This window comes from Candidatus Chryseopegocella kryptomonas, from assembly GCF_001536065.1.
GTDB lineage: Bacteria > Bacteroidota > Ignavibacteria > Kryptoniales > Kryptoniaceae > Kryptonium > Kryptonium kryptomonas.
Window position 1 is genome coordinate 82,207 of the sequence record NZ_CZVW01000005.1, and the last position, 20,955, is coordinate 103,161.

At 36.0% G+C, this 20,955-nt stretch carries 25 protein-coding genes, 1 pseudogene and 1 riboswitch; of the genes and pseudogenes, 3 read left to right on the forward strand and 23 right to left on the reverse strand.

All coding sequences use genetic code 11. From position 1 onward, the window contains the following. The 11 genes from mqnE to AWW83_RS10110 form a co-directional block, all read right to left on the reverse strand. Positions 1-1,113: an aminofutalosine synthase MqnE gene (gene mqnE / locus AWW83_RS03185; protein WP_200753987.1), complete on the reverse strand. Its 1,113-nt coding sequence runs from the start codon at positions 1,111-1,113 to the stop codon at positions 1-3. A 19-nt stretch (positions 1,114-1,132) separates the two neighbouring features. Next, positions 1,133-1,585 (reverse strand): peroxiredoxin, encoded by a 453-nt coding sequence (locus AWW83_RS03190; RefSeq protein WP_092348375.1) that lies wholly within the window; start codon positions 1,583-1,585, stop codon positions 1,133-1,135. A 64-nt stretch (positions 1,586-1,649) separates the two neighbouring features. Continuing rightward, positions 1,650-1,991, reverse strand: a complete 342-nt coding sequence (gene rplS, locus AWW83_RS03195; RefSeq protein ID WP_092348378.1) for a 50S ribosomal protein L19 — start codon at positions 1,989-1,991, stop codon at positions 1,650-1,652. Further along, entirely contained in the window at positions 1,984-2,685 is a 702-nt protein-coding gene (gene trmD / locus AWW83_RS03200) for a tRNA (guanosine(37)-N1)-methyltransferase TrmD (protein WP_092348386.1), read from the reverse strand. Before trmD ends, rplS begins: the two co-directional genes overlap by 8 nt. Positions 2,686-2,709: 24 nt before the next feature. Further along, on the reverse strand, positions 2,710-3,216 hold the full coding sequence (gene rimM / locus AWW83_RS03205) for a ribosome maturation factor RimM (protein ID WP_092348399.1): 507 nt from the start codon (positions 3,214-3,216) through the stop codon (positions 2,710-2,712). A gap of 15 nt (positions 3,217-3,231) precedes the next feature. After that, the gene (locus tag AWW83_RS03210) at positions 3,232-3,645 is read right to left on the reverse strand and encodes a hypothetical protein (RefSeq protein ID WP_092348402.1); all 414 of its coding nucleotides are present in this window, start codon (positions 3,643-3,645) and stop codon (positions 3,232-3,234) included. Positions 3,646-3,705: 60 nt separating this feature from the next. Further along, positions 3,706-3,936 (reverse strand): KH domain-containing protein, encoded by a 231-nt coding sequence (locus AWW83_RS03215; protein ID WP_092348408.1) that lies wholly within the window; start codon positions 3,934-3,936, stop codon positions 3,706-3,708. A 57-nt stretch (positions 3,937-3,993) separates the two neighbouring features. Next, complete coding sequence (gene rpsP / locus AWW83_RS03220) at positions 3,994-4,428, reverse strand: 30S ribosomal protein S16 (RefSeq protein WP_092348412.1); 435 nt, start codon at positions 4,426-4,428, stop codon at positions 3,994-3,996. A 23-nt stretch (positions 4,429-4,451) separates the two neighbouring features. Next, positions 4,452-5,768 carry a signal recognition particle protein gene (gene ffh, locus AWW83_RS03225; RefSeq protein WP_092348415.1) on the reverse strand — a complete coding sequence of 439 codons (1,317 nt, stop codon included), beginning with the start codon at positions 5,766-5,768 and terminating at the stop codon, positions 4,452-4,454. Between the two features lie 110 nt (positions 5,769-5,878). Continuing rightward, the gene (locus tag AWW83_RS03230) at positions 5,879-7,045 is read right to left on the reverse strand and encodes an MFS transporter (RefSeq protein WP_092348419.1); all 1,167 of its coding nucleotides are present in this window, start codon (positions 7,043-7,045) and stop codon (positions 5,879-5,881) included. 32 nt (positions 7,046-7,077) lie between these two features. Next, positions 7,078-7,200, reverse strand: coding sequence for a hypothetical protein (locus tag AWW83_RS10110; RefSeq protein ID WP_268761448.1), 123 nt, complete (start codon positions 7,198-7,200; stop codon positions 7,078-7,080). Positions 7,201-7,286: 86 nt separating this feature from the next. Continuing rightward, positions 7,287-7,356, reverse strand: a riboswitch (Fluoride riboswitch). 98 nt (positions 7,357-7,454) lie between these two features. Here AWW83_RS10110 and AWW83_RS09870 point away from each other — a divergent pair. The 3 genes and pseudogenes from AWW83_RS09870 to AWW83_RS03235 all read left to right on the forward strand — a co-directional run bounded on the left by AWW83_RS09870 (position 7,455) and on the right by AWW83_RS03235 (position 7,919). Further along, the gene (locus tag AWW83_RS09870) at positions 7,455-7,628 is read left to right on the forward strand and encodes a hypothetical protein (protein ID WP_159421094.1); all 174 of its coding nucleotides are present in this window, start codon (positions 7,455-7,457) and stop codon (positions 7,626-7,628) included. Between the two features lie 15 nt (positions 7,629-7,643). Next, positions 7,644-7,721, forward strand: a pseudogene (locus AWW83_RS10115) (hypothetical protein); the annotation flags it as partial. A gap of 36 nt (positions 7,722-7,757) precedes the next feature. Further along, positions 7,758-7,919 (forward strand): tetratricopeptide repeat protein, encoded by a 162-nt coding sequence (locus AWW83_RS03235; RefSeq protein WP_268761450.1) that lies wholly within the window; start codon positions 7,758-7,760, stop codon positions 7,917-7,919. 3 nt (positions 7,920-7,922) lie between these two features. Here AWW83_RS03235 and bshC read toward each other — a convergent pair whose 3' ends face one another. The 12 genes from bshC to rsmA are packed head-to-tail and all read right to left on the reverse strand — an operon-like array spanning position 7,923 to position 20,955. Next, the gene (bshC, locus tag AWW83_RS03240) at positions 7,923-9,563 is read right to left on the reverse strand and encodes a bacillithiol biosynthesis cysteine-adding enzyme BshC (protein ID WP_092348424.1); all 1,641 of its coding nucleotides are present in this window, start codon (positions 9,561-9,563) and stop codon (positions 7,923-7,925) included. 19 nt (positions 9,564-9,582) lie between these two features. Further along, positions 9,583-10,944 carry an acyclic terpene utilization AtuA family protein gene (locus AWW83_RS03245; protein WP_092348427.1) on the reverse strand — a complete coding sequence of 454 codons (1,362 nt, stop codon included), beginning with the start codon at positions 10,942-10,944 and terminating at the stop codon, positions 9,583-9,585. Between the two features lie 22 nt (positions 10,945-10,966). Beyond that, positions 10,967-11,875, reverse strand: coding sequence for a decaprenyl-phosphate phosphoribosyltransferase (locus AWW83_RS03250; RefSeq protein WP_092348431.1), 909 nt, complete (start codon positions 11,873-11,875; stop codon positions 10,967-10,969). A gap of 6 nt (positions 11,876-11,881) precedes the next feature. Beyond that, positions 11,882-12,043, reverse strand: coding sequence for a hypothetical protein (locus tag AWW83_RS09875; protein WP_159421095.1), 162 nt, complete (start codon positions 12,041-12,043; stop codon positions 11,882-11,884). Further along, positions 12,033-13,715, reverse strand: a complete 1,683-nt coding sequence (locus tag AWW83_RS03255; RefSeq protein ID WP_092348434.1) for an acyl-CoA mutase large subunit family protein — start codon at positions 13,713-13,715, stop codon at positions 12,033-12,035. The genes AWW83_RS09875 and AWW83_RS03255 overlap by 11 nt, the downstream gene beginning before the upstream one ends. Before the next feature lie 27 nt (positions 13,716-13,742). After that, positions 13,743-14,252 (reverse strand): PDDEXK family nuclease, encoded by a 510-nt coding sequence (locus tag AWW83_RS03260; RefSeq protein WP_092348437.1) that lies wholly within the window; start codon positions 14,250-14,252, stop codon positions 13,743-13,745. Positions 14,253-14,304: 52 nt separating this feature from the next. Then, the gene (locus AWW83_RS03265) at positions 14,305-15,087 is read right to left on the reverse strand and encodes a TaqI family restriction endonuclease (RefSeq protein WP_092348440.1); all 783 of its coding nucleotides are present in this window, start codon (positions 15,085-15,087) and stop codon (positions 14,305-14,307) included. After that, the gene (locus AWW83_RS03270) at positions 15,084-16,604 is read right to left on the reverse strand and encodes an N-6 DNA methylase family protein (RefSeq protein WP_234697233.1); all 1,521 of its coding nucleotides are present in this window, start codon (positions 16,602-16,604) and stop codon (positions 15,084-15,086) included. The genes AWW83_RS03265 and AWW83_RS03270 overlap by 4 nt, the downstream gene beginning before the upstream one ends. 26 nt (positions 16,605-16,630) lie before the next feature. Next, the gene (locus AWW83_RS03275; protein ID WP_092348443.1) at positions 16,631-17,164 is read right to left on the reverse strand and encodes a redoxin domain-containing protein; all 534 of its coding nucleotides are present in this window, start codon (positions 17,162-17,164) and stop codon (positions 16,631-16,633) included. Between the two features lie 56 nt (positions 17,165-17,220). Next, a complete protein-coding gene (locus AWW83_RS03280; protein WP_092348446.1) occupies positions 17,221-19,197 on the reverse strand; it encodes an OPT family oligopeptide transporter in 1,977 nt (658 codons plus the stop codon). Next, positions 19,157-20,131 (reverse strand): phosphatase PAP2 family protein, encoded by a 975-nt coding sequence (locus AWW83_RS03285; RefSeq protein ID WP_092348449.1) that lies wholly within the window; start codon positions 20,129-20,131, stop codon positions 19,157-19,159. Before AWW83_RS03285 ends, AWW83_RS03280 begins: the two co-directional genes overlap by 41 nt. Next, positions 20,128-20,955 carry a 16S rRNA (adenine(1518)-N(6)/adenine(1519)-N(6))-dimethyltransferase RsmA gene (rsmA, locus tag AWW83_RS03290; protein WP_092348452.1) on the reverse strand — a complete coding sequence of 276 codons (828 nt, stop codon included), beginning with the start codon at positions 20,953-20,955 and terminating at the stop codon, positions 20,128-20,130. Before rsmA ends, AWW83_RS03285 begins: the two co-directional genes overlap by 4 nt.

The window sequence follows — 20,955 nt, forward strand, 5'->3', positions numbered from 1 at the left end:
TTAATACTCTGCGATGACATTGTAGTAAGCGTCTCTTTCAACGGGGGTTCTACCAGCGTCTTTGATGAGTTTTATAAGTTGATTTTTTGAAAGATATTGTGCTGTATCAGCCCCAGCCATATGATAAATTCTTTCTTCACGAACAGTGCCATCAAGATCATCAACCCCAAAACTTTGCGAAACCTGTGCAACTTTAACGCCAGTTGAAACCCAGAAACACTTTATATGCGGGAAATTATCAAGCATCAATCTTGCAACCGCAAAACTTTTCAAATTCTGCAACCCGGTTGTCCAATCTCCTGCAAATTTGTTATTCTTCGGATGATAAGGCAACGGTATAAATGTCAGAAAACCGCCCGTCTCGTCTTGTAATTCTCTTAACATTATCAAATGTTGAACTCTTTCTTCAATTGTTTCCATATGACCGTAAAGCATCGTCGCATTTGTTTTTATGCCAAGTTTATGCGCTGTTTTATGAACTTCAAGCCACTCTTTTGCTCCAATTTTATCTGGGAACAATTTTTGCCTTACTCTCTCGCTGAAAACTTCCGCTCCACCACCGGGCATCGTATCAAGCCCCGCCTCTTTCAATTCAGATAAAACCTCTTCATAACTTTTTCCAAACATCTTCGCAAAATAATCAATCTCAACCGCCGTAAACGCTTTGATGTTAATTTTCGGATTTATCTCTTTTATCCCACGCATCATATCAAGGTAATAATCCCAAGGAAGTTTCGGATCAAGTGAGCCAACTATGTGAACCTCAACAATTTCATCTTTCAAAGGTCTAATTTTTTCAAAAATTTGTTCAAGCGTAAATCTATAAGCACCATCTTGTCCCTCCTTTCTGTAAAACGAGCAAAACTTACAATCAAGTTCGCAAATGTTTGAATAGTTTATGATGTGATTCTTCACAAAATAAGTCCTGTTCCCGTTCAATCTCTCTCTGACGATATTTGCAAGAAAACCAAGCGAAAGAACATCATTTGTTTTGTAAAGTTTTACACCATCATCAAAACTTAACCTTTCACCGTTCAAAACTTTTTCAAATATATCCATCAACCCCGACTTTTGAATCTGCTTCTCTTGAATAGGTAGAATTTCTATCTCCATAGAATTGTGATTTTTGTTTTCAATTTGGCTTTAAAACTTTTTCAAGAGCATCAATAATTTGCCGATAATGTTCCGAAACCTTCACTTTATCAATCACATAAGCGATTTCGCCATCTGGATTTATGATAAATGTAACTCTTTTTGCAAACCCCAAGATCCCAGAAACTCCAAACGCTTTAATCACATTGGCATTTTCATCTGCGATCATCTCATACGGGAAATTGTATCTTTCTTTAAACTTCTTCTGCGTCTCAACATCATCCTTGCTTACGCCCAAAACATTTACATCATACTTTGAAAGAAACCCATAACCATCACGAATGTTACAAATTTCTTTTGTGCAACCCGGCGTAAACGCCTTTGGATAAAAAAATAAAACAGTCCATTTCCCTTTTAAATCATCTGAAGTTATAATCCTTCCATCTGTGCACATGCCAGAAAAATTTGGAATTCTATCGCCAGGTTTTAACATTCTACGACACCATTCTTGTTTTAAAAATAAATAAAGAGACACGCCAAAAGCGTGTCTCCGTGAATTACTCTGAAGTTTTTTGTCTGACTTGTTTTGAGCTCATCTCACGCAAATAATAAAGTTTCGCCCTTCTTACAGAGCCACGCTTCTTAACTTCAATCTTTGCAATTGACGGGGAATGAATCGGGAAAATTCTCTCAACACCAACGCCATCGCTAATTTTCCGCACGGTAAATGTCTCATTCAAACCACTACCTCGCCTTGAAATCACAATTCCCTCAAATTCCTGAATTCTCTCCTTATCACCTTCAACAACTTTGACATGAACAGAAACAGTGTCACCGGGCTTGAAATCCGGTATGTCCGTTTTAAGGTATTTTGATTCAACGAGTTTCACCTTATCCATTTTTATCATCTCCTGTAATTTTGTTTAACAAATCCTTCCTTCTTTTCAGCGTTTTTTCAAGTGCTTTTTCATATCTCCATTTTCTTATCAACTCATGATTTCCAGAAAGTAAAACTTCTGGGACTTTCATTCCTCTATATTCCGCAGGTCTTGTGTAATGCGGATGATCAAGAAGACCTGTTTGAAAAGAATCAGTCATCGCTGATTCAATATCGTTTAAAACTCCGGGTATAAGACGAATTGTCGCATCTATTACTACAAGCGCTGGCAATTCTCCGCCTGTTAAGACATAATCTCCAATTGATACTTCCTTAGTGACAAGCGCTTCTCTTACTCTTTCATCAACTCCCTTGTAATGTCCGCAGAGCAAAATTATATTGTTAAGTTTTGCGAATTCATTTGCCATCTTCTGATTGAAAAGTTCTCCATCTGGAGTTAAAAAAATTATCTCGTCATATTCTCTCTCGCTTTTCAATTTTTCAATGCATTCAAAAATTGGTTCAGGTCTTAAAATCATTCCCGAGCCACCACCATACGGATGATCATCAATCTGTCTGTATCTGCCAATTCCATAATCGTGCAAATCGTGGACATAAATTTCAACAAGTCCTTTTTCACGAGCTCTTTTGATTATGCTTGCATTCAATGGACTTTCAAATATCTTCGGAACAGCTGTTATTATATCTATTCTCATATTCTCATCACCTCCCGAACTCCATCAAATTAAACCTTCAATCAACTCAATTATCATCATCTTTTTTTCAAGGTCAACTTCTTTTACAACATCTTTTATAGCAGGGATCAAAATTTCCTTTCCCTTTGACTCAACCACATAAACATCGTTTGCTGGAAGAAGCCACACATCCGTTATCACTCCAATTTTATTCCCATTCGTATCGTAAACTTTTAAACCGATCAAATCATGGACATAAAAAGAGTCCTCGGGAAGCGGAACAAGTTCTTCTTCCGGAATATAGATAAATTTTCCAGAGAACGATTCAGCGCTTGTTCTATCATTTACTCCCTTAAATTTCAAAATCACATCTTCATCTCTCAAAAAAGAACTCACAACCTGATGTTCCTCAACTTCAACTGGATTATCGCCAACATAGACACGCTTTAACTTTTTAAATCTCTCAACAAAATCAGTAATTGGCTTAACACATACTTGTCCTCTGAGACCATAAGGTCTCAAAATTTTTCCAATTATACACAAATCACCCATCTGTTTCAAACAAAATTATTTCATAGGTTTCGTTGGCATATTAAACAACTCCTTCGGTGGATGCTTCCAGATTCGGATAAAATACTTTCTGCGTCCAATTATCAAACCAGTATCATCAAAAAACTTACCTGCTTCAACATAAGCAAGATGCCTTTTCAAATCCTCCATCAATTCAAGTCCTTTCAACCTTTCTTGAATTTCCTTTGATTCCTCAAGCATCTTGCGATACTTTTCCATCATCATCTCGCTCCTCTTCTGCAATTCTCTTGATTTTTCAATCAACTCATCAAATTTCTCCTTATCAATCATCTCAAATTTTCTTTTGCAAACCGAATCCGGAAGCAAAATTTTTTCCTTTGACACATCGTCGTCAGCAATTGCACTACTTAATCCAAACACAAAAAATGTGATTACATATTTCAGCCACATTTTCACATCTTATCTTATCTTTGTAAAGCACAATCAAGCGAAGATCAAAGAGTTAATTCATCATTGCAAAATTTCAAGCACCGCTCTTTTTCCTTCCTTTGCAGCAACTGCGCTCAATAAAACGCGCATTGCATTTGCGGTTCTCCCTCTTCTACCAATAACCTTGCCAACATCACCTTGTCCAACTTGCAATCTGAATATCACACGATTCTCCCTGTCTTCCATCGTTATCTTAACATCTTCTGGCTTGTCAACTAAATGCTTTGCGATAAATTCCAGAAATTCACGCATTTTTCCAGCCCTCCGTAGTGTTTCAGTTTATATTTGGAGGGCGTCACCATCAAGAAATTAACTTTCCTGAGATGGCGCCTCTCCCTGCCCAGAACCTTCCTGAGTTGCTCCTTTTTGTTTCTTCTTTAATCTTCTACGTTCTTTCTTCTCCTTTTCTCGCTTTTCTCTGTCAATTTGGAGTTGAAGCCATTTCTCATATTCCGCTTGAATAAAAGCTTCATCCTTACCTTGCTTCATCAAAGACCACTTCAACCAGATTCCCTTTCTCCGCAATAGAGCTTTAACTGTATCCGTCGGGATAGCTCCTTTCTTTAACCAATGGATCACTCTATCCTCCTTGATTTCAACCTGCATTGGTTCTGGAAGTGGATTATACCATCCAACCGATTCAATATACTTTCCATCTCTTGGCTCTCTTGAATCTGCAACAACGATCCTGTAAAAAGGTTGTTTCTTTTTTCCGAACCTCTGCAAACGAATCTTAACCGCCAATTTTCTCCTCTTTTTGTTTTTAACTAAAATGGAATTTTAAAACCCTTAAACCTTCCACGATTCAATTGCTTCAATAATTTTTGCATCTCTTCAAATTGTTTCAACAATCTATTAACATCTTGAACTGTTGTCCCGCTTCCCATAGCAATTCTTCTTTTTCTGCTTGCATTTATAATCTGCGGTTTCCTTCTCTCTTCCGGAGTCATTGAATTTATTATCGCCTCAATTTTGACAAGTTCCTTCTCATCTATATCAACATTTCTGAGTGCGCTCCCAACTCCAGGAATCATACTTAAAATTTCCCTTAAAGGTCCCATCTTCCTTATCTCACGAATTTGCTCTCTGAAATCTTCAAGTGTGAATTGATTTTTCCTTAACTTCTCCTCTAGCTTGCGTGCTTTTTCCTCATCAACCTGTTTTTGTGCTTTTTCAACAAGCGTGATTATATCACCCATTCCCAGAATTCTTGAAGCCATACGATCCGGATAAAACGGCTCAAGAGCGTCAAGCTTTTCACCAACACTTACAAATTTTATCGGCTTATTAACAACCGCTTTAATTGAAAGAGCAGCTCCACCACGAGCATCTCCATCAAGCTTTGTCAGAACAACTCCATCAAAGTTTAATCTATCGTTAAACTCCTTAGCAACATTTACCGCTTCCTGACCTGTCATTGAATCAACGACGAATAAAATTTCTGTCGGTTTCACCGCTTCCTTGATTCTTTCAACCTCTTGCATCATTTCCTCATCTATGTGCATTCTTCCAGCGGTGTCAATTATAACGACATCTCTATAATTTTTTCTCGCATAATCAATTGAATTAACCGCTATTTGAACCGCATCCGCATTTGAATCAATTGAAAACACGGGAACTTGAATTTGCTCTCCAAGTTGCTTTAACTGCTCAATTGCAGCCGGGCGATGTATATCCGCAGCAACAAGAAGAGGATGACGTCCTTTGTGCTTTAAATGATTTGCAAGTTTAGCGCAAAATGTCGTCTTACCCGAACCTTGCAATCCAACAACCATTATCACTGTCGGAGGATTTGGCGAAAACTTTATATCCGCCCGGGTTGAACCCATCAAAGCGACAAGCTCATCGTAAATTATCTTTATAAGCATTTGCCCGGGCGTTATGCTTCGCAATACTTCCTGACCTATTGCCTTTTGCTGAACTCTTTCGGTAAAATCCTTCACAACTTTATAATTCACATCCGCTTCAAGAAGAACTCGCCTTATTTCGCGCATCGTTTCAGCAATGTTTGACTCCGTTATGCGCGCCTGACCTCGTATCTTCTTGAAAAGCAATTCAAATTTTTGCGTAAGCTCTTCAAACATTTCACACAAGAAATGGTTTGTAAATTATGCTTTGCAAATTTACAAAAAATCAAAAACTTTTCCAATTCTCTCAATTTTTCCCCGGCGAATACCTGACGACTTCAACTTTTTCAAGCGTGATCAAAGCAGCGCAAATTGAGATAAAAAAGCAAAGACAAAACTTGAAGTGCGATTGAAAATAAAACAAGATAAAAAATTGACACTTCATATAACTTCCCCATTATGAAACTTCCAACAAACCACGCCAGACCGAATAAGCCGTGAAAAATTCCAAAAGCAAATCCTCTTCTTTCAGCAGTGACTAACTCTGCAATTGCCGACTTCATAATTGTCTCTTGAAATCCCATCACAATTCCCCACAAAATAACAGAAAAAATAACCGCAATTAAATTATCAATCCCAAAAGCAAGAATTGTAATCGGCATTGAAAAAATCGGGATAAGAAATAAAATTTTCAATCTAAATCTGTCAAACAAAAATCCAGCGACAATAGCAGTCAAAGCATCAACCCCCATCGCAACAGCAAATAAAACAGGTATAATCTCATCACCAACAATTTGAATTTTCTTAAAATGATACGAAACAAGTTGAAAATGTGGATAACCGCAAATCGTCAATGCGGTGAACACGAGATAAATTAAGAAAATTTTCCCAAATCTATCTGTGCCTTTTTTCTCATCTTTGACTTCAAGTTTTTCAGGATTTGGATAAATAATCATAGTTGCGATAAGAGTTGCAAGTGAAAGCAAAGCAGGGATTCCAAGGATTAAAAAAGCATTTTTGTATGAATTACTTGCATAAATTACGCTCGCAACAATCAAAGGTCCAACTATTGCTCCAATTTGATCAAGAACCTCGTGTAGAGCAAAACCTTTTCCGTATCCAATGTTTGATGAAGCATAAGAGATAATTGTATCTCTTGCGGGCGTTCTCACAGCTTTCCCAAATCTTTCTGCAATTATCAAAACCGATGCAATTTCCCATTTTCCAGCAAAAGCAAGCAACGGAACTGAAACAAGATTGATAAAATAACCAAGCACTGTCATCAACCAGTAGCGCCTGATCTTATCAGATATATAACCCGAGATCAGCCTAACTCCATAACCTGTAAGCTCACCCAGACCGCTGACTAAACCGACAATCCCTGCACTCGCTCCAAGAGTGTAAAGAAATGGACCTGTAATTCCACGAGCTCCTTCATAAGTCACATCCGCAAATAAACTTACAAAGCCAAGCAAAACGACAGCTTTAATTGCCTTACTTTTGGTTGCGTTCATCTGTAAACTATTTTTGTTTTTATAATTTCGTGTTAAAATCTTATAATCCCATCTTTGCCAGAAAAATACTCAAGCACTAATTTCCACGATTTAATTTCGTCCCTCGTAAGTGGAGCACTCCTTTGATAGTCATGCTTATCAATAAAGTTAATCAAATCACCAAACAATTTTTGAATTTTCAAAATTTGAGAAAGTTTCTTCTAAAATAAAAAAAAACTCCTACTTTTAGCCATTTTTTTGACTAAAAGTAGGAGTCATCAGTTCCGAGTAAATCGGAACATTTAGGAGCGGACTCCATCGCTCAAAAAGAAATTAAAAAATCCAAAACAAAAATTCAAATTCGCACAATCATCTTGACTTTTATTAGACGAGAATTTAAATTTTACCAAAAAATAAAATCACAGAGAAAGTGAAGATAAAAACCTTTGTTTTAATCATCGTTCTATCCATCGCAAGTTGCTCAAAGAAAAACGATTTATCACTTCTTGAAAAAGCAGACAACGAATACAGAAAGAAGAATTTCAAAACTGCAATTGAACTTTACAATCTCTTTGTTCAAAAGAACCCAAAAGACCCGAAATAACCCGAAGCCCTTTTCAAACTCGCACAGATTTATCTAAACGATTTGCGAATGCCAAAAGAAGCAGTGAAGATTTTTGAGAAAATTTACGAAACATACCCAAATACAAAAGAAGGAATGAACTCTTTATTTATGCTCGGCTTTATCCACGCAAACGAACTGAATGATTACAAGAAAGCAAAAATTTATTATCAAAAATTCATTGAAAAATATCCAAACTCCGAACTTGCAACATCAGCAAAATTTGAACTTGAAAATCTCGGGAAAGAACCAGAAAAAATAATACAAAGGTAAGTTTCAGAGATAAACAATTTGATGGTTGAAATCAAAAGCGTCAAACTCGTTGAATAATTTCTCAATTAAATCAAATCCATATTTGTTGAGAAAATAAGTGATGTTTAAAATTCTCTCCTGCAATTCTTCTTCTGGGAATAAATTGATCTTCAATTTTTCAATTTGCCCTGCGATGATTTCATTTTTCTTTTGATGTGCCGAAAGCGTCTTCTCGTAAATGCTGTTTATGTGATAAAGAATTTTCGCTCTTGAATTATCAACAGCACCTGAAAGATTCGGGTCAACTTTTGAAACAAAATCTTTCACCTCATCAAGCAAAGCATCAAAGCGTGATTTCACAACATTGAAAAAGGCATCAATATCAACATCAGAACTTGAAATTAAAATTTTCTTTACAACCGAAGAAATGTCCGAAAAAATCTCTCTTATATCAACATCATACTTTTCAATTATTTTCTTAATCTTTGGCTCAATTAAAGTTGCACTTATCCTCGGGAATATAACTGGCATCGGGACATTGAAATAAAAGTATGCTGGTTTAAGCTGTGCAAAGTATGCAATTTCAGATGGACCAGCAACATAAGAAATCGTTGGAAGCAGAACATCTTGACAAATTGGTCTTAACACAACATTTGGACTCAAAAGTTGAGGATTTGAATCAAGAATGTTTTTCAATTCCCCTCTGCTGAATTTAAAACGAACGCCTTTTAACCTGAAAATTCCTTCCTCATCAGCTGGCTCTATTGGATATCTTCCACCTTTGTAAAACATAAAAAGATTTATCGGTCGTGGTTTAATCTGTGCGTGATAATCTTCTTCAAGCTCCGCACTCACATCAATTATCAATGAAGAAAGTTTTGGATGTTCATCTATTTCTTTTTCAAAAATTGGCACAAGAAGTTTTTTTAAATCAGCATCGTTTGGATTCAAAAAAATCAACCCCCAATCTTTAAATAATTCACCGACAAATTTTGCAAACGCCTCCGCAAAGTTAGCGCCTTCGTAATATGATGAACGAAGTAAGCCAAGCAAATCATTTTTAAACTCCGTGTCTTGAAGCTCAACTTCAAGATTTTTTAGTGTATCATTGATTCGCTGGTTGAATTTGATTTCGCCAACTGGACCATAATTTTCTTTTTTCGTTTCGTCAGGATTGAATTCAATTTTAATGAGTTCGTTTTTTGAGTTAAAAATTTTTGCGTTGTTTGCTTCAAAAAAATCGTGGTCTTCGCTTTCAAGATAAAAGACGGGAACGAAGTTATAATCTGTGAATTTTTCAGATAGAAAAGCCGATAACTTTATCGTCGTTATGATTTTAAAAATTGTGTAAAGAGGTCCGCTGAAAAGTCCAACTTGTTGCCCAGTTACAACCGCAAGCGTGTTATCCTTTGAGAGCAGTTCAAGATTTTTTTCCGCTGAAAAATTTCCATACAAGGAATTTTGCTTTTTCAAAATTTCAACAACTTTCGCACGATTTTTATAACTTTTCAAAACATTTTCAATTAGCTCGCCAAGATTTTCAAAATTTCCAAAGTCATGCGCATAAAATTTGCTGACATTTTTGAAGTTGTAAATATAATCAATGAACAACTTCGTGACGCCACCATATTTGGGAAAAAGATAACGAAAGCTTAACGAATTCATTTAATTTGATTTTTTATTTTTAAATTTCTTCAACAATTATTTCTGGTTTGACAAATTTTTTCGGGATCAAGGTTGGCCAGTAAGCTATCACTTCGCTTGGATGCGGACGCCCACCGCCAAAACCAGTTACCCCAGGTGGACCTGTTAAGATAAGAGCAGGAACTTCTCTTCCAAATCTATCAACAGCTTCAAAACTTTTGCCTCTTACAGCAATTCTCAAAACTACTTCATTTGGTTCTTCAATTTTATGTGCAAGCGGACCGTGGCATGAATTATATCCAAGAAACTCTGTATGGATTTCATCAAATTCAAGCCCGAGATCTTTCAATCTCGTTCTTATAATTTCATCTGCTTTTTTTGCCTTTTCAAGTGCATCAGGCCAGGAGTAAGTCAAAGTTCCAACAGCCATATAACCATCAAAATACGACATTGATACTTTGTAAAATTCCGTCGGCGGTTTTCCTTTAACACCGTAAACCCTGACTCTATCCTTCCCAACCTGTTCAAGTTTAATCGTCGTAAAATCCGCAATCACCTCTGGAGTTATATAATTTGTCGGGTCTCCAATCTCATAGACAAGTTGTTCTGTAACAGTTTGAACAGTTACAAGCCCGCCCGTGTTTTCGTGTTTTGTTATGATTATTTCGCCATTTGGATAAGCTTCTGCGATTGGAAATCCAATGTGAGCCATATCTGGGACAGAACGCCAATCGTATCCAAAATTTCCTCCTGTTGCTTGAGCTCCACATTCAAGTATATGACCCGCAACTATTCCAGCTGCAAGTTTATCATAATCATTTTCACTCCATTCAAATTCATAAATCATCGGCGCAAGCGTTATGCCCGTATCTGTAACTCTTCCTGTGATGACTATCTGCGCACCTTGTTTTAAAGCTTCTGCAACTGGGAAAGCTCCAAAATAAACATTCGCACTTGTTATGCGATCGCGAATTTTATCAATCGTTTCACCTGTGTCCATATTTTTGAAATCAACACCCATCTTGATGAAATCATCAATTTTGTCAAGTATATCATCCCCAAAGACAACCCCAATTTTTAATCCCTTTATCCCAAGTTTTTGAGCAACTTTAAAAATCGCGTCTCTGCAAGCAATCGGATTAACACCACCGCCATTTGTTACAACTTTTATATTCTTCTCAACTATAATCGGCAAAATTCTTTCCATCAAATTCACAAAATCGCGAGCATATCCAAGGTTTGGGTCTTTTTTCTTCTGTTTCTGTAAAATTGACATCGTAACTTCCGCAAGATAATCCATAACAAGATAATCAATCGGTCCTTTTGTTACTTGATGAATCGGGGCTTCAAGCCAATCGCCCCAGAAACCTTGACCCGAGGCAATTCTTATCTTCTCTTTCATTTTAACGCAAGTGTTAATTTTTTTAAAACAAACCAAAGAATTTAAAAATTTGCTCACGATAAATTATCAAAATACACGCAAAAAGCCAGAGAAAAACATTTACAATTATCCCTGCATCACCCAAAATTACATCGGTCGGATTTTCACCGCTTTTCTTTTGATAAATCAAATACATATACCTGAAAATCCCATAAAGAACAAAAATTGTCGTGTATATCAACGATTCCGTCTTGAAAAGTGAAACAGTCCTTTCGGAAATCGTATACAAAGCGTATGAAATCACAGCTCCGCCTGCAGTTATAACAAGCATCTGATCCGCAAACCTTATGTTATACTCGTCAAGAACTTTTCTCTGCTCCAAAGCCCCTGAATTTGGATTTTGAATTGAAAAGTAAAGCTCCATCCTTCTCTTTGAAATGGCAAGGAAAAGCGAAAGAAAAAGGGTCGTTATAAAAAGCCACTTTGATACAACAACCTCAATTGAATAAGCGCCAGCAAGAACTCTCATCATAAAACCAATGGCAATCACAAAAACATCAAGCAAAACAACATGCTTTAACTTGAAAGAGTAAAGAGCCATCATCAAAAAATATGAAATTATCAAAAAACGAGCTTTGAAATTAAGAGTTAAAGAAAAAATCAAACCGCAAACGAAAAGAAAAAATGCAAAAACAAAACCCTGCCAAACTTTAACACGACCAGATGCAATCGGTCTATTTTTCTTAACAGGATGAACTCTATCAGATTCACGATCAGCAATGTCATTTATCACATAAACAGACGATGCAACAAATGAAAAAGCAAGAAATGTAAGTATTTCTGTTTTTATCTTTTCAAAATTCAAAAGATGATGTGAAAAGACAAGCGGAGCGAATATGAAAAAATTTTTTATCCACTGCTTCGGACGTGCTAACTTAACATAATCAAGCACAAACTTTTACCACTCCTTTGGTTTGAATCCTTTTGTATTTTTAACTTCCGTTCCAACCGCAAGAACAAGAAAACCAACTTTCTCAGCATACTTTAAAACATCATCAACTCCAATCTCTTCCTTTTCCTTTAAGTTTTGAGTAATTTTCTTGGAATTTTTAAAAAACAAGCGGTTCTTGATAAACACCCCAAACTTCTTTCAAAGTTGATGTCATTTCTCCAAGCGTGCAATATGCTCTGACACAATCAAGAATTTTAGGCATAAGCGGTTGATCTTCCTCAGCAGCTTTTCTTAATTCTGCAAGCGCACGCTTCACTTCATCCTGATTTCTCGTTGCCCTCACCTCTGCAAGGCGCTTCTTTTGTTTGTCTGCTACCTCAGGTGGAATTCTCAAAATTGGAATTTCAACAGGTTCATCTTCAACAAATTCATTCACCCCAACAATTATTCTTTCTTTTCTGTCCAGTTCTTGCTGATATCTGTAAGCAGATTCTGCAATTTCCCTCTGGAAAAATCCATCTTCAATTGCTTTTATAACTCCTTCAAGCATTGAACCGTTTGATGAATAAGATTCAATTTTCCTGAAATACTTTTCAACTTCTTCTTCAATTTTGTTCGTAAGAGATTCAATGTAATAACTTCCCCCAAGCGGGTCAATAACATTTGCGACGCCGATTTCATAAGCAATAATTTGTTGAGTTCTCAAAGCGATTTTAGCAGCTTTTTCCGTCGGCAAAGCGTATGTCTCATCCATTGAGTTTGTGTGCAAGCTCTGCGTTCCACCCAAAACAGCAGCAAGCGCTTCAAATGCGGTTCTGACGATATTGTTTTCTGGTTGTTGAGCTGTAAGCGAACATCCAGCGGTTTGAGTATGAAATCTTAACATCCACGAGCGTGGATTTTTTGCACCGTATTTTTCACGCATATATCTTGCCCAGATTCTACGAGCTGCTCTGAACTTGGCAATTTCTTCAAAGAAATCAAGATGTGAGTTAAAGAAGAACGAAAGCCGTGGTGCAAATTCATCAACATCCATCCCAGAATTTATACAAGCTTCAACATAAGCAAAACCATCTGCAAGCGTAAAAGCAAGCTCTTGAACCGCCGTTGCCCCCGCCTCACGAATGTGATAACCGCTTATTGAAATTGGATTCCACTGCGGAACATAATCTTTTGCAAATCTAATTGTATCAACGATCAACTTAATTGATGGCTCAGGCGGATAAATCCACTCTTTCTGAGCAATGTATTCTTTTAAAATATCATTTTGAATTGTCCCACGAAGTTGATTGAACTTAACACCTTGTTTTTCCGCAACAACAAGATACATAGCCCATATCATCGCAGCTGGTGCATTTATCGTCATTGATGTTGAAACTTGATCAAGCGGAATATCTTTAAAAACAATTTCCATATCTGCAAGTGAACTCACTGACACACCGCACACACCAACTTCACCTTCAGCCATCGGGTCGTCAGCATCAATACCCATCAAAGTTGGAAGATCAAACGCAACGCTCAAACCTGTTTGACCATGCTTTAACAAGAATTTAAATCTTTGATTCGTATCTTCCGGGGTTCCAAATCCCGCAAATTGCCTCATCGTCCACAATCTGCCACGATACATATTATAGTGAATTCCTCTCGTGTAAGGATATTCACCCGGGAAGCCAAGCTTTTCCATATAATCAAAGTTTTCAAGATCGTCCGGGGTATATAACATCTGGACATCAATATCACTTAAAGTTGTAAATTTTATCCCGCTTCTTTTCATTTCGGAATTTTGCGCCTTTTCAAGCCATTTCTTCTTTGCCTCACGGATTTTGTCCGTGTTATTCATAGCAATTTACCTTTTTTGTTTTTGAAATTAAAGAACCTTATTCACTTTACCTGTAAAATCAATCTCCCAAATTTCTGGTTCAAAAGAAATAGAACTCAAACTTTGAATTTCATTCCTTACATTTTGTGAAACACTACTAAACCTTCTTGTCAAAGTTAAAAGTATTGGTTTTATGTTAAATTGAAAAGCACCTCTGATATGACCACCAACATCTTCACGAGCCCAATTTATGTAGTATTCTAATTGACTTTTTGCAAAGTTTAATCCCATTCTTGATTTTGGATGCTTTAACTCAATTATCCTAAAAAGCAAGCGAGTTTCGTTTATTTTTTCTATCGTCATTAAATCTATTTTTTGCATTCCAGAACCTGCGAAAACTTCATTTCCTATCCAAACTATATTTCTTCCAAAAATTTCGGGATAAAAATTGTTATTTTCAACTTGAAGATTTTGAAGAATAAATGCTTGAAAATGTGTTTCAGAATTTTTCACATCGTTCCAATTCAAGCTTACAGGTTTTCCAAAGTTGGGACTCAAAGTTTTGCTACCTTTCTCCTCAAAGTATTTCTTCTAAAATTCATGAAGTGTTTTACCATTTTAAAATCTCATCATAGGTTATTTTCTCGCCTTTTTCGGTTACTTTTAGTTTATCAAGTATTACTTCTCGTACATGGTTAAGATATTTTTCGTTAAAAATTATAAACCCATTTTCCAGTTTAGAGAAGTTTTCCTCAAAAATGCGTAAAAGATTTATATATTCGTTCTTCTTACTCTCTCCTACTTTTGAATTAGCAATTTTGTTTTCTATTTCATCAATGTCAATAACTAAATATGGCGCTTCTACAATAATATCTGCATAGGTTCGTTGCTTTTTTGTAAATCCTCTCTGAGATGCTTCCCTTCTATATGACACTTTTTTAACTTGAATTGCAATTTTCATTTCGTTCAAATCTAAAATTGCATCCATTCCCATCATATCTAACTCTGGTGTGGATACCAATTTATCATCAAATAAGGCGTTCCATAGATATTGAAAATGAAATTGTGTTAAAATAGACATCCAAATCCTATATAATCTTGCTTTAAATCCCTCTTCTACAAATTGTAAAGAGCATCCATAAAAATATTTCTTTATGAAATTGTAAATGCATGGATTTAGTTTCTCACTCCAATAAATTTCAAAGATTTCATCGTAATCTTTAAAGTCAGTTGTATCCCAGTAATATCTGTAATATATTTCAAGGGGCAATAAATCTTTGGGAAGGTCTTGTTCTACGGTTTTAATCTCTCTTAGGTAAGCATATTTTTGCATGTCTATACTTCCGAGAAAGTTCTCAAATTTATTTAAATCTTCTTTCCAATTTCTTGTCATAGTAATGTTTCCTCCAACTTTCTCAATTCATCCTTTGTGGGTAATGGCAGTATCTTTAACTGCGTTATGCTAAAGTGATATGTTATATCTCTAAAAACATCATTTACATACCTTTTGATAATCTCTGAATTAAGAAATTCAACAACTTCTTCATCGGCAAGGTCAAACTTTGTATTAGTTAGCGTATGCTTCCTCAAAAGATGATATACATCTCCCATCCAAGGGTATGCTTTATGGTCGTAAGCTGTGCCAATTTGTCTATTCCCTCTGAAACCTAATCCAACGACGATATGTGGTTTATTAAAGAATTTTCTTAATTTTGTTTTTTTATCTGCTTCAATCCAATATCCTGTTATAGATTTATATACAATCTTTCCAATTTTCAAATTGCTACCGTTTAAAATTGGGAGTAAATTTTTATTTTCAATATGCTCTTTGGATTTTATGACATTTGGGTTATGCTTGATTTCTGGAGTTCGTGGAGAAATTCTTACATCATAAATATCGCCGAGACGAAAGCTACAAAGTTTATCCACTTTTTTGCTGAACTCAGTGGAAAATAAAATAACATTGCCAGCCCAATCATTATTTTGGGTTAGTAATTTTATTTTTCCGTTGTTGTAATCATACAGGAGTAATTTTCCCTTTTCAATTGTGGATTTCGTAAATTTCAAAATTACCGTAGTAATATCTGCTTCTGGCTTAAAAACATCAGAACCCATATAAATTATTTCTGTTTTTCCATTCCTTGCTAAAAATTCACGCAATTTTTTGAACTCATCTAAAATCATAAATGTAGCAGGAACAATAAATATAAGTTGCCCATTTTCCTTAAGCAGTTTTATGGATTTTTCTATGAACGCACCGTAAACATTGTATTTTCCGTACCAAGTTTCGTATATCTTTTTATATTTTGATTTTGTTTTGTCATCAACTTTTATCGTGTAATGTGGTGATAAACTTGGTATGCCATATGGCGGGTTACCTAAAATTATATCAAAGTGTTTATTGGCTTCCCACAAAAGGTAGTCCTCATTGATAATTTCTATATCTGGAATAAGATTATTTTCGCAAAGATATTTTGCTATTTCTTTGTTAATTTCTACTCCAATTCTAATGGTGGCATTATCAAATATGTGTTTCTTATTTCTTTTTATCCCTAATAAAAATTGGCACATTCCACATGCTGGCTCAAGAAGATTTATATTGGATAATTCATTCAATTTCTCTTCTTCTATCAAATTAACCATAAAATCAACAACCCACTGTGGAGTAAAAAACACACCTAAATCTTTTCTTGCTCGTCTAACTCTATCATTCATCGTTAAAATATGGGTTGCAACACCAGTTTTCCCCATAATTGACCTATAAGTGTTATCAAGTAATGACTCCAGCGCTTCAATCTCTTTTTCCTTATTCAAATTCAATAATTTACGCTCAGAAAAATCAAACAATGGGTGGGTGAATTTTTCTTGATTCTTCATTACCTTTGCATCTTTTTTCTCTAATTTACTCAATCATCAAAACTTTATCAATTCAAAATTTATTTTAAGCTTGCAAGCGCTTCCCGCAATTCCTCAAAATGTTTGGGGTCGCGAACACCGTATTTCCAGTTTATATAAGCAATGTTCCCTCTCTTATCAATCACAAAAACAGTTCGCTTGTTATAACCTGAATTCTCATCATAAGAATTATAAAGTTTAGCAACTTCGTGTTTATGATCGCTCAAAAGTTTAAATGGTAAATTTAAGCTTTTAGCCCATTCACGATGTGAAAACACATAATCACCGCTTATTCCTAAAACCTCAGCATCAAGTTTTGAAAGTTCAACAAAATTATCTCTAAATGTGCACATCTGCGTTGTGCACCCACCACTCCAATCGGCTGGATAAAACGCAAGAACGATATTTTTCTTTCCAATTAAGTCAGATAATTTAATCCCAGAAAAAACAATTGTATCCTTTGTGGCATAAGGAAGTTTGAAGTCCGGGGCTTTATCTCCAACTTTTAGTGATTGTGAATTAACATTCATTGAAATGAAAATTGAAAAAGCTAAAATCAGAATTGACCAGCGCATGATGACTTCACCAAGTTTGTTTTAAGTTGTTTTCAAAAAGTTTAACAGCAATAAATTTATTTTCGTTTCTCTGGATTTGATTTTGTATCTTTCAAAGGAACAAAAATTAAAATCAAAGCAACAAGTGGAAAAACAAGCAATCCAATGAAAGGATTATCCGAAATGTGTGGCAAATTAACATTCAAAAGATACAAACCAGCAAGTAAAACTCCTGTAATTGATTCGCCCGCAACAAATCCAGAAGCAAGAAGGATTCCACGATTTTCTATCTTGACGATTTCAGATTCAGGATAATTTCTTTTTTTGACTATCACATCAACGATGTATTTTATCAATCCACCAACGAATATTGCAGATGTAGTTTCAAAAGGAAGATACATTCCAACAGCGATTAAAGTTGGAGATGGGGTTTTCAAAAGTATCAAAGCAAACGCAAGAACACCGCCGAAAATTATCAATGGCCATGCTATTTCACCGCTTACAATTCCTTTTGACATAACCGACATCAAACCCGCCTGTGGGGCTGGAAGATACTTGCCACCTATGCCTCCTTCTGTTCCCTTGTGAAGGATAGCCATCGGGAAGACAAGGACAAGAGCGGTAAATATAACACCGATGATCTCCGCAATTTGCATTTTTCTTGGAGTTCCACCAAGCAATTGCCCAACCTTCAAATCTTGAAGCATATCTCCAGCGATACCAAGCGCAGTGCATACAACAGCAGCAACGCCGAGGACAACCTCAACTCCTCTTGTTCCTTTAACACCAAGTGCAACCATCAACACAGCAGATATGACAAGTGAAGAAAGCGTCAACCCCGAAATTGGATTATTTGAACCACCCATAACTCCAACAAGATAACCCGCAACTGCAGAAAATAAAAACCCTGTAAATGTCATAACAAGACCAGCAACTATGGCGCTTAACAAATTCTGCGTGAAATAATAATAAATCAAAACAATCGGAAGCACAAGCAAAAATGTTGAACCTATAACCATCGGAAGTGGCAGATCATCTTCCAATCTTGAATATGTTAAGTTCTGCGCTTTAATTTGCCTTGCTTCTTTTAAACCTTTTACAATTCCATCAAATAATTGTTTCCTCATTCCCCAAAGCGTGTGAAATGCTCCAACAATCATAGCCCCGACCGCAATAGGTCTTACTTGATAATACCATACAGCATTTGTTAAATTTTCCCAGTCAGAGCTATTTTTAATAAATCCTTCCAATCCACTGTTAAAAAATATGGCAAGCGGAATAAACAGCCACCACCCCAAAACACCACCAGAAAAAGCAACCGCAGATAATCTCGGACCAATTATATAACCAACGCCGATTAAAGCTGGCGAAGCAACAGGCGTTGAAAGATAAACACCACCCGTGTAGGTTTGCGCATTTCCAACTGGATTTGAACCACTGAAAAGTTGAATTTTATATTTGCCAAATTCAAAAAAACCACTTATCGTTTCCTCAAAAAGTTTTATTCCACGGTTATTTTTAAAAAGTTCAATCAAAGCAGACACACCCATCATGCTGAAAACATATTTTGCTCCTGTTTCGCCTTTTTGACCTGCTTTCACCATTTCAGCGCAGGCGACACTTTCAGGATATGGTAAAGTCGGATCGCTAACGAGAGGTTTCCGCAAAATAATTATAAACAACACACCGAGCACCCCGCCAACGAGCATAATCACAGTGCTTTCCCAATAATTAAACTCCGACCAGACGCCAGAAATCACAAAAGCAGGAATTGTAAAGATAGCCCCAGCTGCAAGAGCTTCACCAACCGAGGCAGTTGTCCTTGCGATGTTTTCTTCAAGAATTGAACCACGCAAAATCCTCATAACCGCCATCGCTACAACAGCAGCTGGAAAAGTAGCAGAAATCGTCATCCCTGCCTTCAATCCAATGTATGTATTCGCTGCACCTAAAACAACCGCCATTATAACTCCAAGAAAGACGGCACGAAAAGTCATCTCTGGAAGTTTAGATTCAGCTGGAACATACGGTTTGAACTCTCTTCTTTCCTCCATCTCGTAATCCAATTTTTGTTTCATATTGATTGAAAAGATATGGCGATGTTGCCAAAGTGAAGACTGCAAATAAAAAACCTGCAATCAAATCTATCACATAATGATAACGAAGATACACAGTTGAAAAAATTAACAAAATTCCAACCGGAATCAGAAAATACTTTGTTTTTGAATTCATCACAACGGAAAGATACATAACCACAAGCGTAAGTTGCGTATGTCCACTCGGGAAAGCATCTCTTTGTGCGTAATCCCATGGATTTGGAACGCCGGGAGGAATTGATTCACCTGTGTTAATTATCCAACGCAATGGCTTTGTGAAAAGCAAGCCCGGGAGCTCATCATCAAGTTTTAAAAAATCGTGAAGTGTAAACCTTGGTCCAATTGCTGGGACAAGAAGATAACCAATGTATGAAAGATAAAAACCATAAACAACCGTAGCCATAACATAGCGATATTTATCAATTTCACCACGACGATAAAAATCATACGCAAGTATAACAGGCAAGAAATAAAAAGTTGAATATGCAATCTGCAAAATTTCCGTAAGAATCGGATTTGCGATTTTACTCAAAACATAGGTCGGATGCTCTCCAAAAATCAAGTAATCAATTTTTATCAAAATCCAATCGTAATCTGGCAAATTGAGAAGATTGATGTAAAAGTAAATCTCTTTAAATGTCAAAAGTATCAACGGCAGAAGATACCACTCACGAACAAATCTCTTAACAGAAAAAATATCAGGATTGTTTGTCTCCCATTTGATAGCAAGATAAATGATGAAAAATATAATCAGCAGATTAAACAAAACGACAATCCACCAGAGTTTAACCTGATTTGAAAACGAAAATGCAAGCAAAATCAAAAAAATGTAAAAGGTTATATTCACAATGTCCCCGAAGTGAAGATTGCGAAGGTTTGCAATCGGGATCATTTAGTATCCACCTTTATTTTCGCCTCATCCTGACTGGCAATTTTGTAAAGTGCGTTTGAGAGTTCTATAAACTCTTCAACTGTTAATTGTTCAGGTCTCTTTGTCAGATCAAAATTTATTTGTGATAAAACTTGCTCGTCAAAAATTTCGCTCAATGTGTTTTTTAAAATTTTTCTTCGCTTGTTAAAAACTGTCTTAACAATTTTTTTAAAAAATGAATCATCAAGAATTTTCTCCGCAAGTTTGCCCATCTCAAAATCAAGCCGTATGACAGCAGAAGATACCTTCGGCTTCGGATAGAAAACATTTCTTGAAACACGAAACAAAATCTCTGGCTTTGAATACGCTTGACACATCACCGAAAGAATGCTGTAATCCTTAACATCAGGTGGTGAAACGATTCTCAAAGCAACTTCAAGTTGAACCATTATGGTGAGGTCTTTAACGATATGTCTATTCTCTATTGCTTTAAATATGATTGAACTTGTAATGCTGTAAGGTATATTTCCAACCAATCTTATTTTTCCAAACTCTTTGAACTGATTCAAATCAAGTTTTAAAAAATCGTAATGCAAAATTTCAACCTTATCCCGAAGATTTTCATCGCCGAATCTAACTTTCAAAAAATCAACTGCTCTTTTATCAATTTCAACTGCAAAAATTTTTTTAACTTTTCCAGCAAATTGCTCCGTCAAAAAACCCTCACCAGCACCGATTTCAACTATCACATCATCAGGTTGTGGATTAATTGCCTCTGCAATTTTTTTCGCAATGTTTTTATCACTTAAAAAATGTTGTCCAAGATATTTTACAGGTCTTAACAT

Bases quoted from the DNA above. Each gene is read 5' to 3' on its own strand.
- mqnE (WP_200753987.1), bottom strand. From the start codon at position 1,113: ATGGAGATAGAAATTCTACCTATTCAAGAGAAGCAGATTCAAAAGTCG.
- AWW83_RS03190 (WP_092348375.1), bottom strand. From the start codon at position 1,585: ATGTTAAAACCTGGCGATAGAATTCCAAATTTTTCTGGCATGTGCACA.
- rplS (WP_092348378.1), bottom strand. From the start codon at position 1,991: ATGGATAAGGTGAAACTCGTTGAATCAAAATACCTTAAAACGGACATA.
- trmD (WP_092348386.1), bottom strand. From the start codon at position 2,685: ATGAGAATAGATATAATAACAGCTGTTCCGAAGATATTTGAAAGTCCA.
- rimM (WP_092348399.1), bottom strand. From the start codon at position 3,216: ATGGGTGATTTGTGTATAATTGGAAAAATTTTGAGACCTTATGGTCTC.
- AWW83_RS03210 (WP_092348402.1), bottom strand. From the start codon at position 3,645: ATGTGGCTGAAATATGTAATCACATTTTTTGTGTTTGGATTAAGTAGT.
- AWW83_RS03215 (WP_092348408.1), bottom strand. From the start codon at position 3,936: ATGCGTGAATTTCTGGAATTTATCGCAAAGCATTTAGTTGACAAGCCA.
- ffh (WP_092348415.1), bottom strand. From the start codon at position 5,768: ATGTTTGAAGAGCTTACGCAAAAATTTGAATTGCTTTTCAAGAAGATA.
- AWW83_RS03230 (WP_092348419.1), bottom strand. From the start codon at position 7,045: ATGAACGCAACCAAAAGTAAGGCAATTAAAGCTGTCGTTTTGCTTGGC.
- AWW83_RS03235 (WP_268761450.1), top strand. From the start codon at position 7,758: ATGCTCGGCTTTATCCACGCAAACGAACTGAATGATTACAAGAAAGCA.
- bshC (WP_092348424.1), bottom strand. From the start codon at position 9,563: ATGAATTCGTTAAGCTTTCGTTATCTTTTTCCCAAATATGGTGGCGTC.
- AWW83_RS03245 (WP_092348427.1), bottom strand. From the start codon at position 10,944: ATGAAAGAGAAGATAAGAATTGCCTCGGGTCAAGGTTTCTGGGGCGAT.
- AWW83_RS03255 (WP_092348434.1), bottom strand. From the start codon at position 13,715: ATGAATAACACGGACAAAATCCGTGAGGCAAAGAAGAAATGGCTTGAA.
- AWW83_RS03265 (WP_092348440.1), bottom strand. From the start codon at position 15,087: ATGACAAGAAATTGGAAAGAAGATTTAAATAAATTTGAGAACTTTCTC.
- AWW83_RS03275 (WP_092348443.1), bottom strand. From the start codon at position 17,164: ATGCGCTGGTCAATTCTGATTTTAGCTTTTTCAATTTTCATTTCAATG.
- AWW83_RS03280 (WP_092348446.1), bottom strand. From the start codon at position 19,197: ATGGAGGAAAGAAGAGAGTTCAAACCGTATGTTCCAGCTGAATCTAAA.
- AWW83_RS03285 (WP_092348449.1), bottom strand. From the start codon at position 20,131: ATGATCCCGATTGCAAACCTTCGCAATCTTCACTTCGGGGACATTGTG.
- rsmA (WP_092348452.1), bottom strand. From the start codon at position 20,955: ATGTTAAGACCTGTAAAATATCTTGGACAACATTTTTTAAGTGATAAA.